Origin of the sequence: Kitasatospora phosalacinea, from assembly GCF_030268885.1 — a bacterium.
In the GTDB taxonomy this organism is placed as follows: Bacteria; Actinomycetota; Actinomycetes; order Streptomycetales; family Streptomycetaceae; genus Kitasatospora; species Kitasatospora phosalacinea_C.
Genome location: NZ_BSSA01000002.1, coordinates 507,876 through 530,458, shown reverse-complemented (window position 1 = coordinate 530,458; position 22,583 = coordinate 507,876). Strand labels below are relative to the sequence as shown.

At 68.2% G+C, this 22,583-nt stretch carries 17 protein-coding genes; 11 read left to right on the top strand and 6 right to left on the bottom strand.

Annotation, left to right across the window (positions count from 1 at the left end; translation table 11 throughout):
• Window positions 1–249 precede the first annotated feature (249 nt).
• From QSK52_RS06025 to QSK52_RS06010, 4 genes are read left to right on the top strand one after another with little or no spacing between them, the layout of a single operon-like run.
• Window positions 250–2,697 carry a type I restriction-modification system subunit M gene (locus QSK52_RS06025; protein ID WP_285734366.1) on the top strand — a complete coding sequence of 816 codons (2,448 nt, stop codon included), beginning with the start codon at window positions 250–252 and terminating at the stop codon, window positions 2,695–2,697.
• Window positions 2,697–3,923 (top strand): restriction endonuclease subunit S, encoded by a 1,227-nt coding sequence (locus tag QSK52_RS06020; RefSeq protein ID WP_285734364.1) that lies wholly within the window; start codon window positions 2,697–2,699, stop codon window positions 3,921–3,923. Before QSK52_RS06025 ends, QSK52_RS06020 begins: the two co-directional genes overlap by 1 nt.
• Window positions 3,920–7,018 carry a type I restriction endonuclease subunit R gene (locus QSK52_RS06015; protein ID WP_285734361.1) on the top strand — a complete coding sequence of 1,033 codons (3,099 nt, stop codon included), beginning with the start codon at window positions 3,920–3,922 and terminating at the stop codon, window positions 7,016–7,018. Before QSK52_RS06020 ends, QSK52_RS06015 begins: the two co-directional genes overlap by 4 nt.
• On the top strand, window positions 7,002–7,727 hold the full coding sequence (locus QSK52_RS06010) for a M48 family metallopeptidase (RefSeq protein ID WP_285734359.1): 726 nt from the start codon (window positions 7,002–7,004) through the stop codon (window positions 7,725–7,727). The genes QSK52_RS06015 and QSK52_RS06010 overlap by 17 nt, the downstream gene beginning before the upstream one ends.
• A gap of 369 nt (window positions 7,728–8,096) precedes the next feature.
• On the opposite strand, the gene QSK52_RS06005 is transcribed toward QSK52_RS06010, so the two are convergent.
• Window positions 8,097–9,395, bottom strand: a complete 1,299-nt coding sequence (locus tag QSK52_RS06005; RefSeq protein ID WP_285734357.1) for an MFS transporter — start codon at window positions 9,393–9,395, stop codon at window positions 8,097–8,099.
• A complete protein-coding gene (locus QSK52_RS06000; RefSeq protein ID WP_285734355.1) occupies window positions 9,392–10,627 on the bottom strand; it encodes an aminotransferase class V-fold PLP-dependent enzyme in 1,236 nt (411 codons plus the stop codon). The genes QSK52_RS06005 and QSK52_RS06000 overlap by 4 nt, the downstream gene beginning before the upstream one ends.
• On the opposite strand from QSK52_RS06000, the gene QSK52_RS05995 reads away from it, so the two are divergent.
• The 4 genes from QSK52_RS05995 to QSK52_RS05980 all read left to right on the top strand — a co-directional run bounded on the left by QSK52_RS05995 (window position 10,626) and on the right by QSK52_RS05980 (window position 17,412).
• Window positions 10,626–12,044 (top strand): PLP-dependent aminotransferase family protein, encoded by a 1,419-nt coding sequence (locus QSK52_RS05995; protein WP_285734353.1) that lies wholly within the window; start codon window positions 10,626–10,628, stop codon window positions 12,042–12,044. The two genes, QSK52_RS06000 and QSK52_RS05995, sit on opposite strands and share 2 nt — an antisense overlap.
• Window positions 12,045–12,347: 303 nt before the next feature.
• On the top strand, window positions 12,348–14,804 hold the full coding sequence (locus QSK52_RS05990) for a helicase C-terminal domain-containing protein (RefSeq protein WP_285734351.1): 2,457 nt from the start codon (window positions 12,348–12,350) through the stop codon (window positions 14,802–14,804).
• Window positions 14,805–15,241: 437 nt separating this feature from the next.
• Window positions 15,242–15,703 (top strand): prevent-host-death family protein, encoded by a 462-nt coding sequence (locus QSK52_RS05985; protein ID WP_285734349.1) that lies wholly within the window; start codon window positions 15,242–15,244, stop codon window positions 15,701–15,703.
• Window positions 15,704–16,500: 797 nt separating this feature from the next.
• The gene (locus tag QSK52_RS05980) at window positions 16,501–17,412 is read left to right on the top strand and encodes a YhjD/YihY/BrkB family envelope integrity protein (RefSeq protein WP_285734347.1); all 912 of its coding nucleotides are present in this window, start codon (window positions 16,501–16,503) and stop codon (window positions 17,410–17,412) included.
• A 273-nt stretch (window positions 17,413–17,685) separates the two neighbouring features.
• Here QSK52_RS05980 and QSK52_RS05975 read toward each other — a convergent pair whose 3' ends face one another.
• Entirely contained in the window at window positions 17,686–18,108 is a 423-nt protein-coding gene (locus tag QSK52_RS05975) for a DUF4345 domain-containing protein (RefSeq protein WP_285734344.1), read from the bottom strand.
• Window positions 18,109–18,229: 121 nt separating this feature from the next.
• Here QSK52_RS05975 and QSK52_RS05970 point away from each other — a divergent pair, with 121 nt between their 5' ends.
• Window positions 18,230–18,883, top strand: a complete 654-nt coding sequence (locus QSK52_RS05970) for a TetR/AcrR family transcriptional regulator (protein WP_285734341.1) — start codon at window positions 18,230–18,232, stop codon at window positions 18,881–18,883.
• A 465-nt stretch (window positions 18,884–19,348) separates the two neighbouring features.
• Here QSK52_RS05970 and QSK52_RS05965 read toward each other — a convergent pair whose 3' ends face one another.
• The 3 genes from QSK52_RS05965 to QSK52_RS05955 form a co-directional block, all read right to left on the bottom strand.
• Window positions 19,349–19,741, bottom strand: coding sequence for an ATP-binding protein (locus QSK52_RS05965; RefSeq protein ID WP_285734339.1), 393 nt, complete (start codon window positions 19,739–19,741; stop codon window positions 19,349–19,351).
• A 151-nt stretch (window positions 19,742–19,892) separates the two neighbouring features.
• Entirely contained in the window at window positions 19,893–20,174 is a 282-nt protein-coding gene (locus tag QSK52_RS05960) for a GlsB/YeaQ/YmgE family stress response membrane protein (RefSeq protein WP_285734337.1), read from the bottom strand.
• A 554-nt stretch (window positions 20,175–20,728) separates the two neighbouring features.
• Window positions 20,729–21,106 carry a MerR family transcriptional regulator gene (locus tag QSK52_RS05955; RefSeq protein WP_285734335.1) on the bottom strand — a complete coding sequence of 126 codons (378 nt, stop codon included), beginning with the start codon at window positions 21,104–21,106 and terminating at the stop codon, window positions 20,729–20,731.
• Window positions 21,107–21,305: 199 nt separating this feature from the next.
• Here QSK52_RS05955 and QSK52_RS05950 point away from each other — a divergent pair, with 199 nt between their 5' ends.
• Both QSK52_RS05950 and QSK52_RS05945 read left to right on the top strand, forming a co-directional pair.
• Window positions 21,306–21,971 carry a class II aldolase/adducin family protein gene (locus QSK52_RS05950; RefSeq protein WP_285734333.1) on the top strand — a complete coding sequence of 222 codons (666 nt, stop codon included), beginning with the start codon at window positions 21,306–21,308 and terminating at the stop codon, window positions 21,969–21,971.
• Window positions 21,968–22,510: a carboxymuconolactone decarboxylase family protein gene (locus QSK52_RS05945; protein ID WP_285734299.1), complete on the top strand. Its 543-nt coding sequence runs from the start codon at window positions 21,968–21,970 to the stop codon at window positions 22,508–22,510. The genes QSK52_RS05950 and QSK52_RS05945 overlap by 4 nt, the downstream gene beginning before the upstream one ends.
• Window positions 22,511–22,583 lie beyond the last annotated feature (73 nt).

Below are 22,583 nucleotides of genomic sequence, written 5' to 3'. Positions count from 1 at the left end.
ACCCAGGACGAGCGCAAAGATCATCAGGCCGAGCTGAGGCGATCGCTCGCCGTCGCGAGAAGCGGTCTGCACCTCTTTCACCCTCGCCGGCGGTCGTCCCACCCAACTGGTGGAGGCGCCGCTGCGGCTGCCACGAGAGCTCCCTCACCTGGATCGGTACCCGCTCACACAATCACTTCGGCCGCAGGCCTCACGTCGCACCGATAGAGTCGGGTAGCTGGCTGATGATGGCACAACGGAGGGTGTTACGTGGCACTCAAGAAGTCCGACCTATACAGCTCCCTGTGGAGCAGCGCCGACGAGCTCCGTGGCTCCATGGACGCCAGCCAGTACAAGGACTACGTTCTGACGTTGCTCTTCGTGAAGTACGTCTCGGACAAGGCCAAGGCTGACCCGTACGCGCTCATCGCGGTCCCCGAGGACGGGTCTTTCGATTATCTGATCACACTCAAGGGCAAGTCCGACATCGGCGAGAAGGTCAACGTCGCGATCCGCAAGCTCGCCGAGGCCAACAGCCTTCAGGGCGTCATCAACAACGCTGACTTCGATGACCCGACCAAGCTCGGCTCAGGCAAGGACCTTCAGGACAAGGTCTCCAACCTCATCGGCATCTTCCAGGACATGGACTTCTCTGGTTCGAAGGCGGAGGGAGACGATCTTCTCGGCGACGCCTACGAGTACCTGATGCGTCACTTCGCGACGCAGTCCGGCAAGAGCAAGGGGCAGTTCTACACACCGGCCGAGGTCTCGCGTGTCATGGCGCAGCTCCTTCAGATCACGGCTGGCACCCCGAAAGCGACGACAGTCTATGACCCAACCTGCGGATCGGGCTCCTTGCTGATCAAGGTTGCCGACGCCGCCCCGAACGGCCTGACCATCTATGGCCAGGAGAACGACAATGCCACCTGGGCGCTCGCCCGGATGAACATGATCCTGCACGGCAACGAGACGCACGAGATTGTCCAGGGCAATACCCTCTCTGATCCCAAGTTCCGTCAAGGTGACAAGCTCGAGACATTCGACTACCTGGTCGCTAACCCGCCGTTCTCGGTGAAGACGTGGAAGAACGGGTTCGAGAAGGACTACGGTCGCTTCGACGGATACGCCTGGCCGCCGGACAAGAACGGCGACTACGCCTTCTTGCTACATATGGTCAAGTCGCTCAAATCGACCGGCAAGGGCGTGGTCGTTCTTCCGCACGGTGTGCTCTTCCGTGGCAACACTGAAGCTACCATCAGAACCGAGTTGATCAAGCGGAGGCTCATCAAGGCCGTCATCGGCCTGCCAGCGAACCTCTTCTACGGCACGGGCATCCCAGCGTGCCTCCTCGTCCTCGACAAGAAGGATGCCCAGGCGAGAACCGGCATCTTCATGATCGATGCATCCAAGGGCTTCGAGAAGGACGGGCCGAAGAACCGCCTCCGCCCCCGTGACATGCATAAGATCGTCGACGCCTTCGTCAATCAGAGGAACATCGACCGCTACTCGCGCATGGTGCCGTTGAGCGAGATTTCCGACCCCAAGAACGACTACAACCTCAACATCTCGCGCTACATCGATAGCTCCGAGCCCGAGGACGTCCAGGACCTGCACGCCCACCTGCAGGGCGGCATCCCAAACCACGACCTCGACGCCCTGCAGCCATACTGGGACGCCTTCCCTAGCCTGCGGGCAGAGCTCTTCAAGCCGCTTCGCGACGGATACTCGGAACTTACCGTCGACAAGGCTGCCATCCAGGTCAAGGTCACCGGCTCGAGCGAGTATCAGGCGTTTGTGAAGGATACTGCCGACACGGTAGCCAATTGGTGGGCCACCAAGCGCGAGGTGCTAGCAGGCATCACCAGTGCGACCCGGGCCAACGACTTGATCCATGACGTCTCTGAGGCCCTCCTCGACGCCTTCCGTCCGCGCCCGCTGATCGACGAGTACGGCGTGTACGAGCAGCTGATGAGCTACTGGAACGCCTCCATGCACGACGACGTCGCGCTCATCGTCAGCTCAGGCTGGGAGGACGCAGCGAAGCCTCGACTGGCTCGTACCTGGAAGGACAAGAACAACAAGACCAAGTACGAGGATGCCCACATCATTACCGGAACCCGTGCGGACGCCAAGCGCTGGGTAATGGACCTCATCCCACCCGAGTACGTGATCGCGCGATTCTTCCCGAACGAAAAGGCCGAGCTCGATGCGCTCATCGCCGAGCAGGAGATCGCATCACAGGAAATCGAGGAGTTCACCGAGGAGCACGCCGTCGAGGACGGCCTACTCTGGGAAGCTGTCGAGGACAACAAGATCACCAAGGCGCTAGCGACCGCTCGGCTTCGAGCGGCGAAGCATGAGGGTGCTGAGCCCGAAGAACTCCAGGCCCTTCAGCACGTGATCAAGCTGTTCGAGGCGGAGGCTGCTGCCAAGAAGGCAGTCAAGGAGGCGACTACCAAGCTCGACCAACTCACCCTTGCGCGCTACCCGAAGCTCACGACCGACGACATCCAGTCGTTGGTCATCGACGACAAGTGGCGCGGCACGATCAGCGGTCGAATCGGCACAGAACTAACCTCCCTCGGTCAGATGCTGGTGGTCCGTCTTCGGGTGTTGGCTGAGCGCTACGAAGTGACTGTGAAGGAACTAGAGTCGACGGTCGATGAACTCGGGCAGAAGGTAATGGCACATCTGTCAGTCCTGGGAGTGGAGGGTTGATGACCGCGCTCGGCCGCTACCTGATTCGTCCACCGCGCTACGGCATTGGTGCTGCGGCGGTGCCACACCGTGCGGATCTACCGACCTACCTCCGCATCACAGACATCGACGATTTCGGACGCTTCCGCCCGAACCCAGTCGTTAGTGTCGACTCCCAGTTGAGCCGTAACTATCTCTTGCAGGACGGCGACCTTGTTATCGCGCGAACGGGGGCAAGCGTCGGTAAATCCTATCGCTACCGCTCCTCCGATGGCGAGCTGGTATTCGCCGGATTCCTGGTGGCGATTCGCCCCGATTATCAGCGCCTCGATCCCAGATATCTCGCATACTTCCTGCAATCGAAGCGCTACTGGGACTGGATTGGTTCAGAATCCACGCGTAGCGGACAGCCGGGCGTGAATGCCCAGCAAATCGCCCGACTTGGTATCGAGGCACCGACTATCGCTGAGCAGCGTGCCATCGCTGATATGCTCGGAGCCGTCGACGACCTGATCGATTCGCTCGAGCATCTGATCGCGAAGAAGCGCGACATCAAGCGGGGCTTGATGCAGCAACTGCTCGTCGGCCAGACCAGACTCCCGGGATTCGATGCCAAGTGGCGAGAGGTGTTGCTCGGAGAGCACGTTTCATATCTTCGGACGGTCGCCCTGTCGCGTGATCAGCTGGACTCGGAATCACCCCTCCGTTATCTCCATTACGGCGATATTCATACTCGGTCGGACGTTCGCCTCGACGCAGCGGTTGAGTCGATGCCGCGTGCATCTGCTCGGCTCGCTGGGCGTGCTGGTCGCCTGCTGCCTGGCGACCTCGTCTTTGCCGACGCCTCGGAAGACGCCGCTGGAGTCGGGAAGTCGCTTGAGATTTCGGCTGTGCCGCCGGAGGGCGTGGTCGCTGGCCTGCACACGATCGCTGCACGCTTCGACAAAAGTGTGCTTGCGGACGGCTTCAAAGCATATCTACAGTTCATCCCTGCGTTCCGCGAGTCGTTGCTCCGTCTCGCCGCTGGCACTAAGGTGCTTGCGACGACGCGGAGCTACATCTCGAGCATCCGGCTGCTGGTTCCGGATGTCGAAGAGCAGATGGCGATCACAGCAATTCTCTCTGACTCCGACGCCGAGATCGCCGCCCTCGATCGCCGACTAAAGTCTGCGCGATCGATCAAGGCCGGTATGATGCAGAAGCTGCTCACCGACCGAACCCGCCTTCACGTGGAGGCAGCCTCATGAGCTCCGTCGGCCAGCGGGAACGCGAGACTCAGAAGCGCGTCATTGCACTCTTCCGCGACCGTCTCGGGTACAAGTACGGCGGCAACTTGGAGGACCGGGACAACAGCAACGTCGACGAGGCACTGCTCCGTCAGAGCCTGCTCGCACGCGGAGTAGGGGAGGAGCTCGTCAATCGTGCTGTTCAACAGCTACTGACAGCGGCTTCTCTCGGTACCGGCCAGTCGCTCTATAACGCCAACCGCAAGGTTTACGACCTTTTGCGCTACGGCGTGAAGGTCAAACGCAACGTCGGCGAGAACTTCGAGACCGTCTGGCTCATCGACTGGGCCAACCCCGAAACGAACCATTTCCTCGTCGCGGAAGAGGTCACGATCAGGGGCGAGCACACCAAGCGCCCCGACATCGTGCTCTACGTCAACGGCATCGCCCTCGGCGTCATAGAGCTCAAGCGCTCGTACGTTAGCGCCAGCGAGGGCATCCGCCAGAACATCGGCAACCAAAAGCAGCACTTCGTGCGACCGTTCTTCACGACGATCCAACTGCTGTTCGCCGGCAACGACGTGGAGGGCATGCGCTATGGCGTCATCGAGACGCCAGAGAAGTACTGGCTGGAGTGGAAAGAGCCAGGGGGGGAGCTGAGCCCGCTCGACCGCTCATTGATGCAGATGTGCTCCAAGGAACGCTTCCTGGAGCTCGTTCACGATTTCATCGTCTTCGACTCGGGTGTAAAGAAGGTCGCTCGTCACAACCAGTTCTTCGGCGTCAAGGCAGCGCAGGAGCGCGTCGGCTCCCGCGAGGGCGGCATCATCTGGCACACTCAGGGCTCGGGCAAGAGCCTGACCATGGTCTGGCTCGCGAAGTGGATCCAGGAGAACCAGACCGACCCCCGCGTACTCATCATTACCGACCGCACTGAGCTCGACGAGCAGATCGAGAAGGTGTTTGGCGGCGTCAACGAGAAGATTATCCGCTCGCGCTCGGGCGCCGAGATGATCACTCTCCTCAATCAGAGCCATCCATGGCTCATGTGCTCGCTGGTTCATAAGTTCCGCGGTTCGGACGACGACTCATCGCGTGACTCTGACGCTGAGGACTTCATCAAGGAACTGACCGCAACGATCCCGGCCGACTTCAGGGCCAAAGGCAACCTTTTCGTCTTTGTCGACGAGGCACATCGAACGCAGAGCGGCAAGATGCACCGCGCCATGAAGCAGCTCCTGCCGGAAGCGATGTTCATTGGCTTCACGGGTACGCCGCTGCTCAAGGCCGACAAGATGACAAGCATTGAGACATTCGGCTCGTTCATCCACACCTACAAGTTCGACGAGGCTGTCCGAGACGGCGTCGTGCTGGACCTTCGTTACGAGGCCCGCAACATCGACCAGGAGCTCAAGGGAGCTTCCCATGTCGATAAGTGGTTCGACCTCAAGACCAAGGGCCTCACAGATCTTTCCAAAGCGCGCCTCAAGAAGAAGTGGGGCACGATGCAGAAGGTCGTCTCGGCCAAGTCTCGTGCCGAGATGATCGTCCAGGACATCCTCATGGACTTCGCGCGGGAGCCGCGCCTGATCTCCGGTCGCGGCAACGCCATGCTGGTCGGCGACAGCGTGTACCAGGCGTGCAAGTTCTACGAGCTCTTCGTCCAGGCAGGCTTCACGGGCAAGGTCGCTATCGTCTCCAGCTACGTCCCCAGCGCCACCGCGATCTCCAAGGAAGACGCCGGCGAAGGCGACAATGAGGAACTCCGCAAGTACGGTATCTATCGGCAGATGCTGGCCGACTACTTCAACGAGCCCGCCGACAAGGCAGTGCTGCGGATCGAGGAGTTCGAGAAGGACGTCAAGCGGCGCTTCGTTGAGGAGCCCGGCCAGATGCGGTTGCTCATCGTAGTCGACAAGCTGCTGACCGGCTTCGACGCGCCCAGCGCCTCATACCTTTACATCGACAAGAAGATGCGCGATCACGGCCTATTCCAGGCCATCTGTCGCGTTAACCGGCTCGATGGCGACGACAAGACCTACGGCTACGTCATCGACTACCGTGACCTCTTTAATTCCCTTGACAAGGCCATTACCGACTACACCTCCGAAGCGCTCGACGGCTACGCCAAGGAAGACATCGAGGGCCTGCTCGAGGACCGCATCCAGCAGGAACGCGAGGACCTCGACGTGGCCTTGGAGAAAATCCGAGCTCTCTGTGAACCCGTTGCCCCGCCCAAGGGCACGCTCGAGTACCAGCGCTACTTCGTCTCGACCGTTCCTGGCGATGTCGACCAGATCAAGGACAATGAACCTAAGCGCGTCGAGCTCTACAAGTCGGTGGCGACCCTCGTCCGGGCCTACGGGGCCCTCGCCAATGACATGGAACGCGCTGGCTACAGCGCCGCTGAAGCCAAAGTAGTCAAGAACGGCGTCGCCCACTACGTCGCTGTGAAGAACGAGGTTGAGGTCGGTGCCGGCGAGAACATCGACATGAAGCAGTTCGAAGCGGGCATGCGCTCGCTCCTGGACACCTACATCCAGGCAGACCCAGTAGAGCAGGTAGCCACGTTCGAGAAGGGTCTCGTCCAGCTGATCGTCGAGCGTGGAGCTGATGCCATCGATACTCTGCCCGAGGGCATCAAGAACAACCCCGAGGCGGTCGCAGAGACAATCATCAACAACGTGCGCAAGACGATCGTCGACGAGCGGGCCATGAACCCAAAATACTACGACCGCATGTCGCAACTCCTCGACGCCATCATAGAGCAGCGACGCGAATCGGCAATCGAGTACGCCGACTACCTCGCTAAACTCCTTGAGCATGCGGAGAAGGTGGGGAAGGCCGAGTCGGAATCTGACATCACCTATCCGGACTGGGCAAGCACGGCCGCTCGTCGTGCGCTTTTCGATTTCACTTGGCCGTCCGAGCTCAAGATAAGTGTTGAGAATATTTACGGCGTCATCCAGAACGTCAAGGAGCATGGATGGGCCGGCAACCCGATCAAGGAACGAGCGTTGGCCCGGGCGCTTCACCAGGTATTCCCCAACGCCATTGATGACCAGACGATGGTGCGACTCATTGCGCAGCTCAAGGAGCATGATGAGTACCGCTAGCGCCTACCTGACAATCGCAGACGTTAGTGTCGATGTCATCTACAAGAACATCAAGAATCTGCACATCTCGGTCTATCCACCGGCCGGCCGCGTGCGGGTGGCTGCGCCCGAGCGCACTAACGAGGACACCATTCGGCTCGCAGTCGTGCAGCGGCTCCCGTGGATCAAGCGCCAACGCGATCAACTCCAGAACGCCGTGCGGCAGAGCAGGCGCGAGATGGTTTCCGGAGAGACCCACTACGTCTGGGGGCGGCGGTACCTTCTGGATGTCTCGCTCACGAGCGGCAACTACAGCGTCAAGCCCAAGGGCAACACGCTCTGGGTAGTCACGCCAGAAGGAGCCGATCCTGAGACCCGCAGAGCAGCATTGGAACGCTGGTATCGCCGTGAGCTCAAGGCAGCGGTTCCAGCTTTGCTTACGAAGTGGCAGCCCGTCATCGGCGTCGAAGCTGAGAAGTTCGTCGCACGTCGAATGAAGACAAAGTGGGGCACATGTGTGACCCATGCGCGAACCATCTGGCTCAACCCCGAGCTCGCAAAGAAGAACCCCCGATGCCTGGAATACATCGTCGTCCACGAGTTGACCCACCTGCTGGAGCGGGGACACGGTGAGCGCTTTGTTGCCCTGATGGACCAGTTCCTCCCCGACTGGCGGGCCCGACGTGACGAACTGAACGAGGCACCTTTGGCGGACGAGGACTGGGCGTAAGTCGACGTCGACTTGGCTCGTCAGGCACTGGGTACCGGCAGCCTGACGACCTGCTTCCGCAGAGTGCCCGCTACGGGTGTGACCTCTCGGTCAGGGCGCAGAACCGAAACCCTCCCTGGCCGCCTTGGACGACCTGGCTCGGCAGGGCCTGGTCTCAGTTGTGGTCTCATTCACCCCCGTCCGACCAGGTTCAGCCTCTACCCAGCGGTCCGCTCCGCCGCAGGTCGGGACGGGTGTGAACTCCGGCGGACGGCGTTCGGGAGAATTGGAAAGCGTGTTGGGGGCAACCCCTCACGAGTTCGAATCTCGTATCCTCCGCCTGATCGAAGGCCCGGACCGCAGCACGCGGTCCGGGCCTTCGTCGTTCGGTCAACGGGCCGCTGCCATCTGTTTCGGTGCGGACGGCAGGGCCTTGAGGCGGCTGACCGGGGAGAGCACCAGGCCGATGACGACAGCGGCGGAGCCGGCGGCGGCCACGGTCAGGGCTCCTCGGGCGCCGAGTTGGCCGGTGAGCAGGCCGGCGGAGAGACCGCCCAGGGCGCCGCCGCCGAACAGCAGGGTCCGGAACGCGGCGGTCATCCTTCCCATCATCGACTGGGGCGTCGCGGCCTGGCGGAGGCTGACGATGATGACCCCGGCCACGCCGAGGCCCAGGTAGGTGGTGAAGAAGGACAGCACGAACATCCCGATCATCACTGGTCGCGGCCCAGTGGCGGAGGGGATCAGGGTCGGGCCGAGCAGCAGGGCGGACTGGGCGACCAGGTAGACGCGGCCGAGTGGGAACCGGGCGATGACCTTCCGCGAGATCAGCGCGCCGATCAGGCCGCCGACGGAGGCGGTCGCGAAGACGGCGCCGAGGGTCGTCGAGCCGAGGTGGAGGTCGTGGGTGCCGTAGAGGAGGAACATCGTCCACGTCGTGATCATCGAGAAGTTGCAGCAGAAGCCGATCAGCGCGAGGGCCCGCAGCACGCTGTCCTGCATGACCCAGCCGAGGCCGTCCTTGAGCTCGCGCCACAGGTGCCGTTCGGCGACTGGTTCGGGGCGCGGCTCGGGCGTGCGGATCAGCAGCAGTGAGACGACGGACACCGCGTAGGAGCAAGCGTCGACGACCAAGGCCACTGGGGCGCTCAGCGCGGACACCAGGACGCCGGCCAGTCCGGGCCCTGCCACGTCGGCGGCGGAGGAGCCGGTGCTCATCCTGGCGCTGGCCTCGACGTAGTGGCCGGGGCTCTTCACGAGCACCGGCACGTACGACATCCAGCTCACGTCGAACACCACCGACGCGATGCCGACCGTGCAGGCAATCACCATCAGCACGGGCAGATTGAGCGCGTGGCACCAGTACAGCACCGGTATCAGGCCGAGCAGGAGCAGCCGGACCAGATTGGCGCCGAGCATGACCGGCCGCCGCCGGCGCCGGTCCGCCCAGACGCCGATCACCAGGGCGAGCCCGAGGTAGGGGACGAGTTGCAGGAAGCGCAGCAGCCCGACCTGCTCGTCGGTCGCGCCGAACGCGCCGATGGCGGTCAGCGGGAGTGCGAGGTTGGTCACCTGGGTGCCGAGCAGCGAGACCGTCTCCCCCAACCAGAACCGGAGGAAGTCGCCGTTGTGCCAGAGGCTTTGGTGCGGTGCGACCGTGGCGTCGGGTGCGGTCGAGGTCTGCGTCATCGGGCGCTCCTCACCAGTTCGGCGACCGCGTCGGCCACCGCAACGACCTCGTCCTCGGTGTTGTAGTAGTGCGGCGACAGGCGCAGGCACCACTCCACGTCCTTGTCGGCGGAGTCGTGCTGGGCGAACTCCCGGTAGCTGAGTGCCGAGTTGATGCCGCGTGCGTCCGTCGCCGCCTTGAACGGCTCCGCCTCCCATCCCTCGATCGCGAAGGTGACCAGCGCGGCAGGGGCCGGCCCCCGGTCCAGCGTCCGGACGCCGGGTACGGCAGCGAGGTGCTCGCGCAGCCTGCCGGCCAGGACCGGGGTGCACCGGGCGATCGAATCCAGGCCGACCCGCAGCGCGTACCGGACGGCGGCGGCGCAGCCGAGCACGGTGGCGTACGGGAACTCCCACTCCTCGAACCGGGCGGCCGTGTCGACAGGGCGGTAGTAACCGGGGGCGACCCAACGCGCGCCGTGCATGTCGATGTGCAGCGGCTCGTACCCGGCGGCGAGCGCCCGGTCGGAGACATAGAGGAAGCCCGAACCGCGTGGCCCGCGCAGGAACTTGCGGCAGGTGGCGGTGAGCAGGTCGCAGCCGGTCTCCTCGACGTCGACGGGGTACTGGCCGACCGACTGGCAGGCGTCGACCAGGTACAGCAGGTCGAGCTCGCGGCAGTGCCGGCCGATCTCGGCGACCGGCTGCACCAGGCCGGAGTTGGTGGGCACGTGCGTGACGGCGACCAGGCGCGGGCGGTGAGCGCGCATCAGCGCGGCCATGGTGTCGACGTCGACGCCGCTGCCGTCCGGATGGTCGGGGGCGTGCACGATCCGGACGCCGTGGCGTTTGCGCAGCGCGAGGAACGCGATCTGGTTGGAGACGAAGTCGTTGCGGGTGGTGAGGATGACGTCTCCGGGGCGGAAGTCGATCGCGGAGAGGGCCTTGGTGTAGGCGTGGGTCGCGCTCGCGGCGAAGGCGATGTTGCCCGGACCGGTGCCCAGGAGCTCGGCGAGCGAGGCGTGGAAGTCGGCGACCTCGGCGGCCCGCGCGGCAGATGCCTCGTACCCGCCGATGGCCGCTTCCAGTCGGAGGTGGTCGAGCATCGCCTGGAGTACCGGACGCGGCATCAGCCCGGCGCCGGCGTTGTTGAAGTGGATCACTGACTCACAGCCGGGGGTGTCGGCCCGGAGGGCGGTGAGGTCCAGGAGCGGTTCCGTGCTGCAACCGAAAGCGCTATTCTCATTTTTCATGTATGACGGTAGCAGTACCGAGACTCTGGTGGCGATCCTCCGGAACGAGATCGCTCGGCTCGCCCCGGGCGATCGCCTGCCCAGCAGCCGCGATCTGATCACACGTCACGGCGTCGGACCGGTCACCGTCTCCCGGGCCATCGCGCTCTTGGCCGCCGAGGGGGCGGTCGTCACCCGACCGGGCAGCGGGACCTACGTCGCCGCCCGCCGACCGCAGGCCGTCGGCGGCGATCCTGACACCTCCTGGCAGGCGGTCGCCCTGGCCGGCCGCCAGCCCCTCCCGGCACCCTCCGCCGAGCAGTCCGGCACACCGGCGGTCGGCACCATCGCGCTGTCCGGCGGCTACCTGCACGAGAGCCTCCAACCCACCCGACTGCTGGGCGGCGCCCTCGCCCGGGCCGCCCGCCGCCCCGACGCCTGGCACCGCGCCCCAGCGGCCGGTCTGTCCACTCTGCGCACAGTCTTCGCCCGCCAGGCCGGCGGCGACGTCGACTCCGAGGACGTCCTGGTGACCGGGGGCGGACAAGGAGCGCTGTCCATGCTGTTCCGCGCCGTCGCGGCGCCCGGGGCTCCGGTCCTGGTCGAGTCACCGACGTACCCCGGTGCGCTCGCCGCCGCCCGCGCCGCCGGCCTACGACCGGTGCCCGTGCCGATGGACGACCAGGGCCTGCGCCCCGACCTGCTCGCCGACGCCTTCGCCATGACCGGCGCCCGGCTGCTCTACTGCCAGCCCACCTTCCACAACCCCACCGGCACCGTCCTCGCCCCCGATCGACGCCGACAGATCGTCGACGTCGCGCGTGCTGCCGGAGCCTTCCTCATCGAGGACGACTTCGCCCGCCATCTCGGCCACGGCCGCCCGGTACCGCGCCCGCTGGTCGCCGACGACCGCGACGGCACGGTCATCCACGTCACCTCGCTGACCAAACCCGCCTCGCCCAGCCTGCGGATCGGCGCCGTCATCGCCCGGGGCCCGATCATGCAGCGGCTGCTCGGCATGCGACGGGTCGACGACTTCTTCATCGCCCGCCCCCTCCAGGAGGCCGCGGTCGAACTTCTCAGCACTCCCGCGTGGGACCGCCACCTGCGCAGTCTGGCCACCGCGCTGCGCCACCGCTGCGCCGGCCTGGCCGACGCCGTCGCCCGCCAACTCCCCGACTGGACCCTTCTGTCCGTGCCGGAAGGCGGGCTGCACCTGTGGGTCCAGCTTCCCCCCGGCCTCACGGAGGCGGCCGTCGCGGAGGCGGCCACGGCCCACCGGGTCACAGTCAACCCGGGCCACCACCACTTCCCGGCCGAACCACCCGCCGCCCACCTGCGCCTCGGCTTCGCCGCCGCTGCCGACCCTGCCGACCTCGCCGAAGCCGCCGCCCGCCTCACCGCCGCGGCCCGACAGTGCGCGCCGACACCTGGCTGACTCCGCGGCTATCCCCGCCGATCCCACCCGTGGTCTCAATTCTGGTCTCATTCACCCCCGTCCAGCTGGGTCCGGAGCCTGAGTCTCAATCCACTCCGCCGCAGGTCAGAACAGTGGAAAACCCCGGCGGACGCCGTTCGGGAGAATGGGAAAGCGTGTTGGGGGCAACCCCTCACGCGTTCACATCTCGTATCCCCGCCTCGATCGAGAGCCCGGACCGTCTCGCACGGTCCGGGCTCTCGTCCTTCCTTCCCCCGTTGGTACGTCATCCTTGTATTCCCGGCCGACCGCGGCAGGGCATGGATGTCCTCCTACGTGGTGAGGTGCCCCATCAGCAGGAAGATCGGATCGGCACTGGCCACTTGGCTGCGCGGTCTGGACGCGGCTGAGTTGGAGCGGGTCCTGGCGGCGCGCCCGGATGCCGTGTCGGCTCCGGAGCCGCGGTCGGTCGGTGAGCTGGCGGACCGGCTCCAGCGTCCGGCCTCGGTGGCGCTGGCCCTCCCCCGGCTTGCGCTGCCGTGCCTACAGGTGGCGGAGGCCCTCGCCGCGCTGACGGCCGTGTCACGGGACGATCTGGCGGGCCTGCTGAACGCGACGCGAGGTGACCGCGCCCACGCATTGGATGCCGTCTTGGAGACGCTCGCCGATCGCGCCCTGGTGTGGCCGGGCAACGACGGGCTGTTGCACATGGCGGCGCCGCTGCGGAACGCGTGGGATTCGCCCCTGGGGCTCGACGCACCTCTCATGCAACTGCTCGCGGGCTCGAACTCCGACGAGCTGGGGCGCGTGCTGACGAAACTCAATGTCAAACCGGCCGCCAACAGAAAAGAGATGCGACTGGCGGCGCTGGTCGACCATCACAGCGATCCGGCTCGGGTCGCCGCGCTGGTGGCCACGGCGCCCGTAGCGTCCCGGGAACTCCTTGAGCGACGGGCGCACGAGGCTCCGGCGCGACCGGGCTTCATCATGTTCGGGGCTCCGCAAGCCGGCCCCAAGCCCGGCGAACAATGGGCGGTGGAGCGAGGGCTGTTGATCCGGGACCGTCACTGGCCCGGGTCGGCCCGCATGCCCGCGGAAGTGGCACTCGCACTGCGCGGTTCGGACTGGCACGCCCCCTTTACTCCCGTCCCGCCCGACGTGCGGTCGGCGCCGGTCATCGTCTCGGACATCGAACGGGAAGCCACGGCCGCCTTGATGGCGTTCGCAGCCCATGCCGTGTCCGTCCTGGGGGTGTGCGCCGCCGCTCCCCCGGCTCGGCTGAAGGCCGGCGGGGTCGGCGCCCGAGAACTGTCCCGGATCGGCAGAGCGGCGCGGTGCGACGAGATCCTGGTACGTCTCGTGCTGGAGACAGCGAGCGCGGCCGGGCTACTGGCCCGGGATGGCGACCGGGTCGCGGCGACCGCCGCCTACGACACCTGGGCCGAGCAGGAACCCGCTGACCAACTCGCCGTGCTGCTCAAGGCATGGTGGGCGCTCCCCCTGACACCCGGCGGGAGCCGCGACGAGGACGGAAAAGCTCTGCCAGTGCTCGCCGGAGCACCGCCCTGCGGAGGCTGCGTGCAGGCCCGACACGGGCTGCTCGCGGCCGCGTCGCAGCTCCCAGTCGGCGAAGGCGCAGCGAACTCAGCGGACCTGGGGACGCTGCTCGTGTGGCTCCGCCCGCTCGCCGACGAACTCCCCCAAGACGCCACGCCGTTCGCCACCTTGATCCAGGAGGCGGAACTGCTCGGCGCGCTCGCCCTCGGGGCCGTCTCCCCGATCGGGGCCGCTCTGGTCTCCGGCGACGCCGAAGCCCTGAACGACGCCTGCCGGCGACTGCTGCCCGCCGCCAGCGGGACCGCCCGCTTCGGCAGCGATCTCACGGCCGTGGTCGCCGGCACGCCGTCTGCGCACCTCCTCGCGCTGCTGGACTCCGTCGCGGACCGGGAGACCGCCGGTGCGGCGTCCGTATGGCGGTTCAGCCCGGAAAGCGTCCGCCGCGCCCTCGACTCCGGCCTCACCCCCGACACCCTCACAGCCGACCTGGCAACCATCGCCATCGAGTCGCTTCCCCAGCCGCTGTCGTACCTGATCCACGACACCGCGCGCAGCCACGGTCGGGTGCGCGTCGTCTCCGCGGCCTGTGTGATCCACGGCGAGGAGCCCGCCCTCCTCGCCGAACTGGCCGCCCATCGCAAGCTCTCCCAGCTCGGCCTGCGGCAACTGGCACCAACGGTGCTGATCAGCCGAACCCCGTGGGACAAGACGCTCGCAGCACTGCGCGCCGCGGGCTACGCCCCCGTCGCCGAGAAACCCGACGGGTCCGTCCGCATCGAGCGGGCCCAACGCCCCCGTGCGGCGAGCCCGGTCCCGCCCCCGCGCCTGCCCGGCGGCAGGTCCCGCCCACAGCGGGCGGGCGAACGCACCGCAGAAGCCAGGGTCGCCGTTGACCTGCCTGCCCTCGCCACCCATCTGCTGGTCGCCCCACCGGAGGTTCCGGAGCCCGACCCGTACGACGGCCGCCCCTACGACAGCGACACCGAGGAGATCATCGCCGGGTACGCGCGCAACCTCTCCTTCTCCGATGTCCGCCAATTGGCTCATGCCGTCAACAGCGGGCAGGCCATCACGATCGAGTACGTGGCCACTTCGGGCAACACGACCGTCCGCACGCTCAGCCGACTCGAACTGGACGCCCCCTACCTCCACGCCTGGTGCCATCTGCGGAACGACGAGCGGGTGTTCACCATCTCCCGCATCCACGGGGTGATGCCCCCGTAGCCCGCGACGCAAGGAGTGAGCGCGGCACCCCTGTCTCAGTTCTGGTCTCATTCACCCCCGTCCGGCCAGGTTCAGCCGCCGCCCAGCCGTGCGCTTTGTCGCAGGTCAGAAAGAGTGTGAACCCCGGCGGACGCCGTTCGGGAGAATGGGAAAGCGTGTCGGGGACAACCCCTCACGCGTTCGCATCTCGCATCCTCCGCCTGATCGAAGGCCCGGACTGCAACTGCGGTCCGGGCCTTCGGCGTTTCCTGGCGATCGATCAGAACGGCTCGAGAGGGCATGCCGGAGATCGCGCCAGGAGAGCACCACGTCGGACGTCAACCGCAGGGCCGCTCAGGCGTCCTCGTGATGCGCTCGAACTACGGCGCGGAAGTCTGCACCCAGTTAGGTGCATCTGCACATTGACTTCGGAACGTATTCCGAAGTAGCGTGGCCGCATGTCCACTCCCACCGTGTCGTTCTCCGACCTGTCGAAGAACTCGAAGCGCGTTGCGGACACCGTCGAGCAGGCGCAGCGCATCCACGTCACCCGGCGTGACGGCGAGGACCTGTACCTCACCACCGAGCGTCACGACCGCCAGCGTGAGGAGACCGCCGATGTCACCGCGCGACTGTTCTCGGCACTGATCACCAGCGACGAAGGTGCCCGCGCGGTCCTCCTGGCACTTCCCGAGGTCTTCCCGTGGACTCGGCACCTGTCGGCCGAAGAGGTGCGCGAGTTCGTCGTCGACCTCGTGAACGCCACCCGCGACGTGGTGGAGCTGGACGTCCACGCCAACCTGCACCGCGTGATCGTCGAGTGGCGCGCCACCGCCAGGATCCTGGCGGACCCCGAACTGGGCGCCCTACTCACCGGACCGCTCCCCGGCGACGACCACGGCGAGGTGCCCGCCCCGTGAGCCCCAAGCGCGGGGACGACGTCCCGCCGCCACCGGTCGGTGACGAGTGGCGACTGCGGTTCGCCACCAACGAAGCGGCCAAGGGGTGGGGCGACCTCTGCACGGAGGCGCCGGGGAACACCCGACGCTGCTTCGAAGCCCTCCGCACCAACCCCCTGTCCACGAGCGACCCCGATCGACAGCACCGACTCCGGGGCCGCCTTTCGACACGCGTTCTCGGCAGGGACGAACTGCCGCAGTGGGAGTACGAGGTGACTGCTGGCGGGCGCGTCCGCTACCTCGTCGACGCGCCGGGGCGAACCGTCCACCTCGTCTACGCCTCGCCCCGGCATCCGAAGGACACGGATAGTTGATCTTGAGCAAGGTGGGTGATCCGGCCGAGGGCACCAGGCAGCGTGGTCTCGGTTCTGGTCTCATTCATCGCCGTCCGACGATGTACGGATACCACCCGACAGCTTGCTCCGCCGTAGGTCAGGACAGGTGCTGACCCCAGCGAACGATGCCGAGGGGAATGGGAAAGCGCGTTGGGGACAACCCCTCACGCGTTCGCATCTCGCATCCTCCGCCCGATCGAAGGCCCGGACCGCAACTGCGGTCCGGGCCTTCGGCGTTCCGTCGCCCCGGTTCCGATCTCCGTCAGGTGCAGGCCGCGCAGTTCGGCCTCGTCTCGCGCGCCGCCCGGCCGCACCGCGGGCCTGCCGCATAGCGTGGCTCTCGTCAGCCTGGTCCACGGCCGTTCGCCACTACGTCCGGAGGGGCACACGTCCCGGGTCAACCGCCACACCATCGTCCGGTCGGTGACGTTCTGGCTCCGGCCGGCATTCGCGCTGCGCGTCTACAGCCGGTTCCAGCGCCTCGTCGGTTTCGACCGCTCGATGGCCCTGGCCTCCGCCGCCCTGACCGCGCTGGTCCCGCTGGCCCTGCTGGGCGGCGGTCTGGCGGCCCGGTTCGGGGGCAAGGACATCGCCGAACGCGTCATCGACCGCTACGGCCTCACCGGCGAGGGGGCGGAGGCCGTGCGTCGGCTCCTCCCCGAGTCGAGCGAATGGACCACGTTGGGGGTGTTCGGCGGCGCCTTCCTGCTGATCTCGACCCTGAGCTTCGCACGCGTCGCGCAACGCCTCTTCGAACAGGGGTGGAACCTGCCGCCGTTGAGCGTCCGCAACACCGTCAACGGGCTCAAGTGGATCCTGCTGCTCGCCGCGTACGTCGTGCTGAGCGGACTCGCCCACGCGGCGTTCGGCCGCCGTCCGCTGGGGCTGGCAGCGGCCCTGGTCGAGGCGCCCCTGACGTTCGCGTTCCTCCTGTGCGGCGGTCGCCTGCTGTCCGCCGGCCGGATCCCCCGACGCGACCTGATGCCGTTCGCCGCCGTCTGCGCCCTCGCACTGGCCGGCTACTCGGTGGCCATGACCGTCTACCTCCCCCACCTGTTCGACTCGTACGCGAACCGCTACGGCGCGGTCGGGGCGGTCTTCGCGATGCTCTCCGCCCTCTTCGGGGCCATGCTCGCGGTCGTCGCCTCGGCCGCGGTCGGCAACGAAGTGCGCACCGAGATCACCCGGATCGGCCGCGGCGAGCGCCCGCCGGACAACGAGGTGCGCGACCAGTGGGCCGCGGTTCTGCAGCAGGCCCGGTCGCGCTGGCAGACGACCCGGGGAAGGACCGGCCTCCTCCGGCGGAACAGGGAGACCAATCCGCCTCCGGGTTGAGCATGCGGCCCGTCGGAGCTGCCCGGCGACCCGCCTCCTCGGCAGGGAGGAACCACCGCAGCGGGAGCGCGGAGGGGCCGGTCCGCCTCCGGGCACCGGTCGTGGCCTCAGCTGCCGCTCGGGACCCCGAGCGATCCGTCGTCCCCCACACGACGCGGCACCGAACGGCCTGGCGGCCGCCACCCCGACCCGTGGGGCACCCGTGAGACCCGCGGGCGCGCCCTCACCGTCCTCCACGGCAGCCGCACGGAGCCCCGCCCCAATGGCCCCCGCCTACGTCGAGGAGTCGGCACCGCTCGCGCGGGACCGGTGGGCGCCGGTTTCCCGCTCGTCCGCGTCGGCGAGCCGGAAGTAGACGGGCGGGAGGCCGAGTTCGATCACCGTGAGCGCGATCTGGAATCCCTGCGGTCGGCCGTGGAGGGCGAGCGAGAGCAGTCGGCCCGCGCCGCCGAGCAGGAACACCGCCGCGAGCCAGCGGACCGCCGGGGCGGGGATCGGGTGTTGGCGCGCGGCCCAGAGCCAGGCGAGGCCGTAGCCCGCGAAGCTCGCGCCCATGAAGCGGCCCCAGCTGTCGATCGTCGTGCCCGCGTGCGCGGCGCCGGGGATGGCAGCGTTGCCGAGGACGAGATGGAAGAGGCCGATCGCGACGCACGACCAGCCCATGAGCAGGACGAGCACTCGGAGAGTCCTGGCCATCACGTACCACCACCCCGTGGTCCGCCGCCGTCCGAACGGCGACATAAGTTGACACGCATCTACTAAGTGCCGCTCCCAAGGTAGCGCCGTCCAGTAGACACGTGTCAAGTAATCTGGTCGCGTGCCGTCCTCGCCACCACCTCCGCGCCGCCAGCGCCTCAGCCCGGCCGACCGCCGCGCGCAGCTCCTGGAAGTCGGCGCACGCTGCTTCGCCGAGCAGCCCTACGAGGCCGTGATGATGGACGAGGTCGCCCGGCGGGCCGGCGTCTCGCGGGCGCTGCTCTACCGTCACTTCCCCAGCAAGCACGCACTCTTCGCGGCCGTGTACCAGGAGGCCGCGGACCGCCTGCTCGCCACGACCCGCATCGACCCCGCCGTGCCGCTGCGCGAGCAACTGGTCCAGGGCATGGAGGTGCACTTGGACTACTTCGTCGCCAACAGCAACGCGGTCCTCGCCGCGAACCGCGTCCTGGCCGGCGACCCGGTCATCCAGACGATCATGACGGGCGAACTCGACGCACTCCGCGCTCGCCTGCTCACGGTCCTGCCGCTCGCCGACGACACCGCTCGCGCGGCGGTCTCCTCGGTCCTGCGCAGCTGGCTCGTCTTCGTCCAGGTCCTCGTTGTCGACTGGCTCACCGAACCGACCTGCTCCCGGGACCGGCTCCGCGACATCTGCGTCGAGTCCGCTCTCGGCGCGCTACGCCCGCTGCTGCCCGCCGACACGGACCAGCACCAGCACCAGCACCCCGGAACGCCGACCCGGGACGCGTAGGCGTCCCGAGCGGCAACGATCGCGTGCACGTGCTCTTCCGCCGCGGTCGGCCCGTCGAGCGCCGGGTCGTCGCGCCTCCCCCATCCAGCCGCCCCCAGCAGTCCGCCACGCCGTGGGGCGGGACGCCGACGAACCCCCGCGGACGCCAGGGGAGGCAGGGGGAGGCAAGGGGAAAACGTGTCGGGGAACCCTCACGAGTTCGCATCACGTGACGAGGCCCCGGCCGTGGAGCGGTCGGGGCCGGCGGGGTGAAGGCGGGCCTCAGGGGGGGCTCGACGAGAGCTGGTACAGCGGCTGCGCGCCCCGCGCGCAGCCGCTTCCGTTGGCCTGGTGCGTCCGTTCACGGCCGGCAGCTCGCGCGACTGCGACCGAGGCACGACGGCCGCGGCGGCCGCCCGGTGCGAGGGCGTGCTCCCTCGGCCCGGCCGCCTGCGGTGATCCGCGTCCGGCGGCGGGGCAGGGGGTTCAGTGGGCGGGGCGGCCCGGGGGGTGGAAGCAGGCGGTGACGGTCTTGCCGCGTTCGTCGGCGCGGGCCTGCCAGTCGTCGGCGAGGGCGTCGACCAGGGCCATGCCGCGGCCGGAGGTGGCGTCGGGGCCGGCCTCCCGGGGGCGGGGCAGGTGCGTGGAGCCGTCGTGGACGCTGACGTACAGGCAGGAGCCGTCCCAGGTGAGGACGAGGTGGGCGTCGCTGTGGGCGTGCAGGTGGGCGTTGGTGAGGAGTTCGGAGACGGTGAGGAGGACGTCGTCCGCGGTCCCGGCGGCCTGCTCGGTCCAGCCGAGTTCGTCGAGGTGACGGCGGGCCCAGGCGCGGCCCGCCCGGACGCTGCTGGAGAGGGGCAGGGTACGGGCCCAGCCCACCGCCTTCAGCCCGGACCCGGATTCGTCCGGGGTCGGTGCCCGGCCTTCCCGGGAGGCGCGGCGGTCCGGAGCCGGTGAGCCGGGAACGGAGCCGCCCGCGACGCGAACGGCCCCTCCGGCGGAGGAGCCGTTCGCGGGTGCGCCGGGTCGCTCAGGCATGGCGGTGGTGGTGGTGCTTGTTACCGGTGACCAGCCGGTAGAGGGCGAGGAGGATGACCGAGCCCGCGATGGCGGCGACCCAGGTCGACAGGTCGAAGAAACCGTCGATGGAGTCGACGCCGAAGATGACCTTGCCGAGCCAGCCGCCGAGCAGACCGCCCGCGATGCCGATGAGCATCGTGACGATGATGCCGCCCGGGTCCTTGCCCGGCATCAGTGCCTTGGCGATGGCGCCCGCGATCAACCCGATCAGTATCCAGGCGAGGATGCTCATGTGCTTCTCCTTCTCCCACGAACCCTGTCGCTGACGGGATTCGTCTTCGCCGTGGCGCGGTTTTCAAACCACCCGGACCGCGGGGCGGCCAGAGGTCCCCTGCGAGCGGGAGGGCGCCGAGGGCCGTGCGGTGGTGGAGAACGGCCTTGCCGACGCGGCGGGTGGCGACCGGACCGACGCCGCGGAGGGCCGCGGTGTGGGTGCGGGCGGAGACCGTGGCGGCGCCGGGGTGCGGATGGCGGGCGAGGCCGCCCGTGGTGCGCTCCCGGTCCAGGAGGCGCCGGAGGTCGGCGCGGGTGCCGGGCAGCAGCCCGGACAGCAACAGGATGACGCCCTGGGCGAGTTGCACCGCCCGGCGCACGAACTCGGCGCGGGGCCGGGCCCGCACCTGTTCGCGGAGCGGCCCGAGCAGTGCTCCGAACGCCGAACTCCGAACTCCGAACGCCGGGCGCGCCGGAGCAGCCTCCGCGCCTCGGCGTCGCCCCGGCCGAGGGCGACGGCCCACCCCGGCACCCGCGTCCGGACGGGGCGCGAGGGCGCGGGGCCGGGCGGCGTCAGTCGGGACGGTTCCAGGCCGCCATCTCCTCGCGGAAGGTCGGGCAGCCGACGATGTCCGCCCGGCTGCACCGGAGGGCGTGGGTGAGGAGTTGCTGGGCGTGGTCGAGGTCGATCCTGCGCTGCTCGATCTCGGCGATCTTGGCGTGGATCATCGCCCGCCTGCGCGGCTGGTCCTGCTGGAACTCCCTGACCTCGGCCAGGCTCAGTCCGGCCTGCTGGAACGTGCGCAGCAGCACGATCCGCTGCACGGCCTGCGGCGGGTAGCGGCGCTGTCCGCTCCGGCGCTCGGGGGCGGGCAGCAGGTCGTGGCGCTCCCAGAAGCGGATGGCGGAGGCGGGGACGCCGGTGGCGGCGGCGAGCTGACCGATCGTCATCAGCATGGTTGGCGGCTCCCCTTCGGCGCCCTGCGGCACCCTTCGACTTCCTGCGGCGCCCCGCGCACCCTTCGGCGTCCTGCGGCGCCCCGCGGCGCCCGTCCGGCGCTTGACTTGAACCTTAGTTCAAGTCGCAGGGTGGTCGACACGTGCAGCGGGGCGAACGGGCCGCCGCTGGAAGGACACGGGAGACGAAGAGATGACCAGCACGCCCGAGGCGCAGAGCCGGGCCCGCCAACTCGTCGAAGCCGCACGGCAGCTCTTCGTGGCCGGGGTGATGTCGCACTCCGGCCACGCCAACCTGAGCGCCAGGCTCGACGCCGACCGCTTCCTGCTGACCCCGGGGTTCGTCCGCGACCTGGAGCCGCACCAGTTGGCGACCGTCGGGCTGGACGGGCGGGTCCTGGAGGGGGAACTGCGCTCCGTCAGCGCCGAGATCACCACCATGCACAGCGCCGTCTACCGCGCCCGTCCGGACGTGGGCGCGATCATCCACACCCACTCGCCCGCCGCGACCGCCTTCGCGGTGGCCCACCGGCCGCTGCCGTGCCGCACCGAACCGATGCTGCGCTTCGGGCAGCCGGAGGACGTGCCGGTGGTGCCCTGGGGACCGCGCGGATCGGACGTGTCGGTCCGGGGCATCGCCGAGGTCCTGGAGCGGCGCCCGACGACGGCCGCGGTCCTCCTGGCCAACCACGGGCTGCTGGTGTTCGGCCCGGACGCGGCGGCGGCCGGGCACCTCGTGGTGGCCATCGAGGAGAGCGCCCAGGCCGAGATCGCCGCAGCGGCGATCGGCGGCGCCGTGGACTTCCCCGCGGGCGCCCTGGAAGCCGTCCGGGCCTCGATCGCGCGGGTCTCGGCGTGAACGGCGAGCGCACCATCGCCGGGCGCACCGCCGCCGAGCATTCCGGGACCGAGCGTTCCGAAGCCCAGCGCGCCGCCGCCGGGCGCTCCGGGACCGAGCGTTCCGAAGCCGAGCGCAGCGCCGCCGGGCGCTCCGAGGCCGAGCGTTCCGAGGCCGAGCGTTCCGAGGCCCTGCGGGAGCGCTACCGCAGCACGCTCGGGGCCGTCCCTCCCGCCGTGGAGGACCGGCTGCGGGTGGCCCTGGCGTTCGGACGGCTCCCCACCGAGGAGGCGTTCACGGTGCTGCGCGACATCGTCCTGGCGGACAGCCCGCTCGGCGACCGGGTGCAGCAACTGGTCCACTTCGGGCAGCTGTTGGCCCTCGGCCGGGCGGAACCGGCCCGGATCCACGCCCGGGGGGCGCTCCACGCGGGTGCCGGGATCGCCGACCTGATCGGGGTCGCGGAGACCGCGCTCATCACCTCCGGCACGCCGTCCTACGCGCTCGGCCTGGAGATCGTCGTCGAACTCCTGCCGGACGACCACGACCGGGTCGCCTGACGATCGGGACGCCCGGCCGTGGGGACGCCCGGCCGCCCGGCCCTACGCCCCTTCCAGGAGCCGGAGTTGCTCC

Bases quoted from the DNA above. Each gene is read 5' to 3' on its own strand.
- QSK52_RS05985 (WP_285734349.1), top strand. From the start codon at position 15,242: ATGTCCACTCCCACCGTGTCGTTCTCCGACCTGTCGAAGAACTCGAAG.
- QSK52_RS05990 (WP_285734351.1), top strand. From the start codon at position 12,348: ATGTCCTCCTACGTGGTGAGGTGCCCCATCAGCAGGAAGATCGGATCG.
- QSK52_RS06015 (WP_285734361.1), top strand. From the start codon at position 3,920: ATGAGCTCCGTCGGCCAGCGGGAACGCGAGACTCAGAAGCGCGTCATT.
- QSK52_RS06010 (WP_285734359.1), top strand. From the start codon at position 7,002: ATGATGAGTACCGCTAGCGCCTACCTGACAATCGCAGACGTTAGTGTC.
- QSK52_RS06020 (WP_285734364.1), top strand. From the start codon at position 2,697: ATGACCGCGCTCGGCCGCTACCTGATTCGTCCACCGCGCTACGGCATT.
- QSK52_RS05995 (WP_285734353.1), top strand. From the start codon at position 10,626: ATGTATGACGGTAGCAGTACCGAGACTCTGGTGGCGATCCTCCGGAAC.
- QSK52_RS05975 (WP_285734344.1), bottom strand. From the start codon at position 18,108: ATGGCCAGGACTCTCCGAGTGCTCGTCCTGCTCATGGGCTGGTCGTGC.
- QSK52_RS05955 (WP_285734335.1), bottom strand. From the start codon at position 21,106: ATGACGATCGGTCAGCTCGCCGCCGCCACCGGCGTCCCCGCCTCCGCC.
- QSK52_RS06000 (WP_285734355.1), bottom strand. From the start codon at position 10,627: ATGAAAAATGAGAATAGCGCTTTCGGTTGCAGCACGGAACCGCTCCTG.
- QSK52_RS05950 (WP_285734333.1), top strand. From the start codon at position 21,306: ATGACCAGCACGCCCGAGGCGCAGAGCCGGGCCCGCCAACTCGTCGAA.
- QSK52_RS05960 (WP_285734337.1), bottom strand. From the start codon at position 20,174: ATGAGCATCCTCGCCTGGATACTGATCGGGTTGATCGCGGGCGCCATC.
- QSK52_RS06005 (WP_285734357.1), bottom strand. From the start codon at position 9,395: ATGACGCAGACCTCGACCGCACCCGACGCCACGGTCGCACCGCACCAA.